The organism is Neoroseomonas soli (assembly GCF_018129065.1).
Lineage (GTDB): Bacteria > Pseudomonadota > Alphaproteobacteria > Acetobacterales > Acetobacteraceae > Neoroseomonas > Neoroseomonas soli.
Genome location: NZ_JAAEDM010000149.1, coordinates 1 through 5867, shown reverse-complemented (window position 1 = coordinate 5867; position 5867 = coordinate 1). Strand labels below are relative to the sequence as shown.

Here is a 5867-nt window from a genome sequence, read left to right as displayed (position 1 = left end):
GAGGAAGGCAGCAGGCCCCTGGCCGCCCATCGCCACGGCGGCGGCCAGGCGCGAGCCACCCGTGCCTGGGGCGCCCGAAGCCGCCTCCGCCGCCGCGCCCAGCGCCACGGAGCCGGCCGCGCCGATGCCGATCACGACCACCAGGCCGGCGCCGCCTTCCCGTCGCAAGGCATCGAGCGCGTAGGCCAGTTCGACCGGCGGCTCCGGCAGCGCCGCGTTGCAGCCGCCGATCCAGCCGTCACGGCCGAACCGCAGGTGCAGCACCGCCGCCTGCTGCGCGAGCATCGCCTCGGCGACCCGCGCCGCCGTGACCTCGTCCGCGTCACCGACGGTCAGCACCACCGCCGCGGCATCACCCGATATCCAGTCCACCGGCGCTTCGACGAGCAGGAGGCGCGCGCAGGGTGCCGGGGCGCCGGAGGCGCCCCGCGGGGTGACCCAGAGGAGGTCCACCACGGTCGATGGTTCCGCCGCCCCGGCGGCCGGGGCGCCAAGCAGCGCCGTGGCCGTCGCGAGGCCGAAAAGGAACGGCATCATGGGCCGGCGGGTCATGGCACGCCTCCGCAGGGTGCTTCCGCGCCGCGTCGCGGCGTCAGGGGCGGGCTCGCGTCACCGCCTGCGTTCCCGCCGCGCCAGCGTCGAAGGCCGCGGCGCAGGCGGCCGCACCGCGCGCCCCGCCCGGGATCGCCTGGGCGAGCGCACGGCACAGCAGGTCGAGCCGGCCGCCGGCACTTTCCCGTCCGGGTGGCGCAAAGACAGGCGTGCCCGCTTCCACGCCGAACCCGGCGGCGAAGCGAGGCCCATCCGGGCCGAACCGGCCGGCCAGCGCGGAGCCATCCATCGCCTCGACCGTCGCGGCCGTGGCGGTGCCACCGAAGCCGATCGCCACCACCATTCCCGCCCCTGCCTGCCGCAGGGCGACCAGCGCGCCCGCCAAGGCATCCAGCGCATCAGTCTTGGTGTCGGCGGTCGTCGATGAGGTTTCACAGGTGCCCGGCGTCACCTCCAGCACCGCCGCGCGCTCCGAGAGCAGGGCGGCGAGAAGCGGATCGCGCCCGCGATCCAGTTGAGGCCCCGTGCCGAGCATCACCACCGCCGCGTCGCCCGGCACCCAGGCATCCGGCCGGTTGAGCAATGCCGAGCTGGTGCAGGCGGGCATTCCACCGGCGCCTACCGGCGTGAATTCAACCTGCTGGTAGGTCGCATATTCATCGGCAAGTCCGGGCGCGGCTGCGAGCATGGCGGCCAGGGTGGCGGCGGCAAGGCGGTGCGGCAGCATGACGGAACCTCCTCTCGGTGCGCATGGCGCGGCGGAAAGGAGGCCGGGGCCGGGCTCATGGCTCCGCATCCCGGGCCTCCTCCCGCCGTACTGTGCAACCAGGGAAAGGAGACGCCTTGGCGGGGCAGGAAATCCTGAAACCGAGACGAAATGATTCCGAAATTGCACCCGGCGGCGCATGCCGGGCCATGCGTCGGCGGCAGCGCCGCCCCGGCGCTGGCCTGTCAGTAGGGGCGCAACGCTTCATGCGCCCGGCATCATCGCCGGGCGCATCTGCACGCGGGGGGTGGCGGGCCGGCCGCAAGCAACGCAGAGGGAGACGCGCGGCAGCCAAGCTCGACCAACGGGTCAGCGAACGCTGCTGCCCGTATCAGTCGAGTACTGCGCGGGCCTCCGCGACGTCGCGGGCGATCGCTTCCTTCAGCTCCTCGAGCCCGGCGAACTTCGCGTCGGGACGGAGGAAGCGGACCAGGCGCACGCCGATCTCCTGCCCGTAGAGGTCGCCGTCGAAGTCGAAGATGAAGGTTTCCAGCCGCGTCTCCGGATCCCCGCCCAGGGTCGGGCGGCGGCCGACATTGGCGACGCCCTTGGCCTGGGCGCCGCCGGGCAGCGCCACGGTCACGGCATAGACGCCGCGCGCAGGTTCCAGGTGCCGGCCGAGCCAGATGTTCGCCGTCGGCCAGCCGAGCACGCGGCCCAGCTTGTCCCCATGCACCACTGTGCCGCGGATCTCCCACGGGCGGCCGAGCTTCTCCGCCGCGCGGTCGGGATAGCCGTCCTGCAGCAGGCGGCGGATGCGGGTGGAGGAGATCGCCTCCCCTTCCTGCTGGACGGGCGGCACGACGGACAGGCCCATGCCGCGCTTCTCGGCTTCCCGCGCCAGGAAGGCGACGTCGCCCCCGCGGCGGTGGCCGAAGGCGAAATCCGGCCCGCAGGCGAGGTGCTTCGCGCCGAGGCCGCGATGCAGCACCTGCTCGACGAAATCCTCCGCGCTCATGGCGGCGAAGGCGTCGTCGAAGGGCAGCGCGAAGACGAAGCCCGTGCCGGCGGCGGCGAGCGCGGCGGCCTTGGCGGGCAGCAGGGTCAGCCGGAAGGGCAGGTCGTCGGGGCGGAAATGCTCGCGCGGATGGGGCTCGAAGGTGAGCGCGGCGAGCGGCAGGTCGGGGCGCGCGGCATGGGCCGCGCGCAGCACCGCGACATGGCCGAGATGCACGCCGTCGAAATTGCCGAGGGCGACGGTCGCGCCGCGGGCCTCGCGCGGGACGTGGTGCCAGGAATCGATGATCATCACGGTCGTCAGAAGGTCGGGGGAGGGTGAACCTCCCCCGAACCCCCTCCCTTTTCTGGCTTTTTTGCGCTGGTCTCGGCTGTCAGTTCCCAAAGGCCAAAGAAGGTCGAGGGGGGGGCCGGGGGGAGAAGTTCTCTTCTCCCCCCGCCCTTTCATTCCTCGCCTGGCCGCAGCCACCGCGGCACCTCCGGCGGGGTGAAGGCGTCGAGCGCGTCCAGCGCCGCCTCCGGGTCGGGTGCGAGCATCGCCATGGGGCGCATCTCGGGCCGCAGCAGTCCTTCGGCCAGCATGTGGTCGAACATCGCCATCTGCTTCTGCCAGTAGCCGAGCGTATCGACGAAGACCACGCCCTTGCGCTGGATGCCAAGTTGCAGCCAGGTCAGCGCCTCGACCGCTTCCTCGAGCGTGCCGAAGCCGCCGGGCAGCACGATGAAGCCGTCCGACATCTCGGCCATCAACGCCTTGCGTTCGTGCATGGAATCGACGACGCGCAGGTCGGGCAGGTCGCCGTTGCCGGCCTCCCGCTTCACCAGCCCGTGCGGGATGATGCCGGTCACGGGCGCGCCGGCCGCCAGCGCGGTGCGCGAGACGATGCCCATGAGCCCGACGCCGCCGCCGCCGAAGACCAGGCCCATGCCGCGCGCGGCGATGGCACGGCCGAGGGCCTCGGCGGCCTGCGCGTATTCCGGCCGTGCGCCGGTCGCGGAAGCGCAGAAGACGCAGACGCGGCGCATGGGCTTATTCCGCCGCGCGCACGGCGAGGCTGGCGCGAGAGGGGACGGAGACATAGGCCTCGCCCTCCAGCACCGGCTCGCCCTTCACGGTGCAGACGGTGCGCAGCGTGGCGCGGTGCTTTTCCGGGTGCAGGGCGGCGACCTCGACCGTCGCGGTCACCGTTTCCCCGATGCGGACCGGGGCGCGGAACTTCAGGGTCTGGGACATGTAGATCGTGCCCGGGCCGGGCAACTGGGTGCCCAGCACCTTGGTGATCAGCCCCGCCGCCAGCATTCCGTGCGCGATCCGTTCCTTGAAGATGGAGGTCGCGGCGTATTCGGCATCGAGGTGCATGGGGTTGGTGTCGCCGGTGACGGCGGCGAAGAGGACGATGTCGGCCTCGGTGATGGTCTTGGAGAACTTCGCGGTCAGGCCGAGGCTCAGGTCCTCGAAGTAGTAGCTCTCGGGCATGGGCGGCGATCGTCCCTTTGTGCGCTGCGGGAGGGTCGTTAACGGCCCCGCCGAGGATGGACAAGGGAAAACCCCCCTGCGAGAAGCCGGGGGTTCCCAGCATCAGGATCCCAGCGCCATGCCGCAGACCCAGATCGGTTCCTCCGAACGCCTTCTCCAGGAACTCCGCACCTGGGTCGAGCACGAGACGCCGACGACGGACCCGGTGGCGGTGAACGGCCTGATCGACAAGGCCCAGGCCGAACTCGCCGCGGTCGGCGCGGCGCTGGAACGCATCCCCGGCCGCGACGGCTACGGCGATACGCTGGTCGCCCGCACCCCGGGCGAGGGCGCGCCGGTGGTCGTTGCCGGGCACCTCGATACGGTGTGGGACCATGGCACGCTCGCCACCTCCATGCCCTGGAAGGTGGACGGGGCGAAGGCCCACGGGCCGGGCATCTACGACATGAAGGCGGGCTCCTTCTTCGCCTTCCATTCCGTGCGCGAGATCCTGCGCCAGAAGGTAAGGACGAAGCGCCCGATCATCCTGCTGCTGACGCCTGACGAGGAAGTGGGCAGCCCGACCTCCCGCGCGCCGATCGAGCGCGCGGCGGCCGGCGCGCGCGCCGTGCTCATCCCCGAGCCGGCCGGCGCCGGCGGCGCCTGCGTCACCGCGCGCAAGGGCGTGGGCCGCTTCGTGATGAAGGTGCATGGCGTCTCGGCCCATGCCGGGGGCAACTGGCAGGACGGGCGCAGCGCGGTGGTGGCGCTGGCGCGCAAGATCCTGGAGATCCATGCCCTGACCGATCTGCCCGGCGGCACGACGACCAATGTCGCGCCGATCTGGGGCGGCACGCGCCCCAACGTCGTCCCGCCCGAGGCCGGCTGCGAGATCGACTTCCGCGTCGCCGACATCCCGGCCGGCGAGCGCATCGAGCGCCTGATCCACGCCATGGCCGGCGACGACGGCAACGGCATCCGCATCGAGGTCGAGGGCGGCATGAACCGCCCGCCGATGGTGGAGACCCCGGACATCACCGCGCTTTACGACATGGCGCGCGGCATCGCGGCGCGGAACGGCTACGACCTGCCGAAGCAGCATCGCGGCGGCGGCTCGGACGGCAACTTCACCGCGGCGATCGGCGTGCCGACGCTGGATGGCCTCGGCTGCACCGGCGCGGGGGCGCATGCGCCCTTCGAGCACATCCTCTGGCAGGACCTGGCGCCGCGCTGCGCGACGCTGTGCGAACTGCTCGAGACGATCGAGTGAGCGGCGCGGCCGCCTCGTCCGGGACGATCGGCTGACGTGCTGCGGGCGGGCGGCATCTATGCGCTCGCCGCCATCGCCGAGATCGGCGGCTGCTTCGCTGTCTGGGCGGTGACGCGGCTCGGCCGCAGCCCGTGGTGGCTGCCGGCCGGGCTCGTGCTGCTCGCGGCATTCGCCTGGCTGCTGACGCGCGTGGAGGCGCCGGCCGCCGGGCGGGCCTTCGCCGCCTATGGCGGCATCTACATCGCTGCCTCGCTCGCCTGGATGTGGGGCGTGGAGGGGCTGCGGCCGGACCGCTGGGACCTGCTCGGCGCAGCCCTCTGCGTCGGCGGCGCGGCCGTCATCCTCCTTGCGCCCCGCGGGGCGTGACCGGGGCTCCGACGCCGGAGGGCGATCCGCCAGGAGACCTCCCCGCATCCGGGCGGAACCGCCGAACACCAGGACCGCCGGCCGGGCCACGGCCGCGCCGGCGAGCAGGCAGCGGTGCGACGCCATGATGCGCAGGCATCACTGCCGGGCGTAGCCGCACGCGGGGCCGTTGGGCAGCAAGGACCTTCGACCGCGACCCGGCGATCGCTGCCGCCCATACAAGAGCGGTGAGGCGGCGGATGGCAGTCCCGTTCCGTTCCAGATCATGCAACCCTGGGCCGCACCGGCCGGCAAGGCGCCCCGGGATAGTCGCTTCACGCCGCCCGCGGCGTTCTGCGATCATGGTGAGGGGAGAACGCCGCCGATGACATCCGCCGCAACCATCCGGCCCTTCTTCGACGAGCCGACCAACACGGTGAGCTACCTGGTGTGGGATCCCGCGACGAAGCGTGGCGCGGTGATCGACCCGGTGCTCGACTGGGACAACCGCTCCGGCACCG

General features: G+C 72.5%; 7 protein-coding genes. 2 read left to right on the top strand and 5 right to left on the bottom strand.

The genetic code is table 11. The annotated features are described in order from the left end of the window. The 5 genes from GXW76_RS24730 to GXW76_RS24710 all read right to left on the bottom strand — a co-directional run. Positions 1-552 (bottom strand): hypothetical protein (locus GXW76_RS24730; RefSeq protein WP_211864803.1); only part of this gene is annotated, 552 nt, incomplete at its 3' end. Between the two features lie 40 nt (positions 553-592). Beyond that, positions 593-1279: a hypothetical protein gene (locus GXW76_RS24725; protein WP_211864802.1), complete on the bottom strand. Its 687-nt coding sequence runs from the start codon at positions 1277-1279 to the stop codon at positions 593-595. A gap of 370 nt (positions 1280-1649) precedes the next feature. Further along, positions 1650-2567: a bifunctional riboflavin kinase/FAD synthetase gene (locus GXW76_RS24720; RefSeq protein ID WP_211864801.1), complete on the bottom strand. Its 918-nt coding sequence runs from the start codon at positions 2565-2567 to the stop codon at positions 1650-1652. Positions 2568-2719: 152 nt separating this feature from the next. Then, positions 2720-3301, bottom strand: coding sequence for an LOG family protein (locus GXW76_RS24715; RefSeq protein ID WP_211864800.1), 582 nt, complete (start codon positions 3299-3301; stop codon positions 2720-2722). Between the two features lie 4 nt (positions 3302-3305). Next, positions 3306-3752 carry a MaoC family dehydratase gene (locus tag GXW76_RS24710; protein ID WP_211864799.1) on the bottom strand — a complete coding sequence of 149 codons (447 nt, stop codon included), beginning with the start codon at positions 3750-3752 and terminating at the stop codon, positions 3306-3308. A gap of 118 nt (positions 3753-3870) precedes the next feature. Between GXW76_RS24710 and GXW76_RS24705 the strand changes: the two genes are divergently transcribed. After that, entirely contained in the window at positions 3871-5001 is a 1131-nt protein-coding gene (locus GXW76_RS24705; protein ID WP_211864798.1) for a M20 family metallopeptidase, read from the top strand. A gap of 39 nt (positions 5002-5040) precedes the next feature. Continuing rightward, complete coding sequence (locus tag GXW76_RS24700) at positions 5041-5367, top strand: YnfA family protein (RefSeq protein WP_211864804.1); 327 nt, start codon at positions 5041-5043, stop codon at positions 5365-5367. Positions 5368-5867: the final 500 nt, after the last annotated feature.

Bases quoted from the DNA above. Each gene is read 5' to 3' on its own strand.
- GXW76_RS24725 (WP_211864802.1), bottom strand. From the start codon at position 1,279: ATGCTGCCGCACCGCCTTGCCGCCGCCACCCTGGCCGCCATGCTCGCA.
- GXW76_RS24720 (WP_211864801.1), bottom strand. From the start codon at position 2,567: ATGATCATCGATTCCTGGCACCACGTCCCGCGCGAGGCCCGCGGCGCG.
- GXW76_RS24715 (WP_211864800.1), bottom strand. From the start codon at position 3,301: ATGCGCCGCGTCTGCGTCTTCTGCGCTTCCGCGACCGGCGCACGGCCG.
- GXW76_RS24710 (WP_211864799.1), bottom strand. From the start codon at position 3,752: ATGCCCGAGAGCTACTACTTCGAGGACCTGAGCCTCGGCCTGACCGCG.
- GXW76_RS24705 (WP_211864798.1), top strand. From the start codon at position 3,871: ATGCCGCAGACCCAGATCGGTTCCTCCGAACGCCTTCTCCAGGAACTC.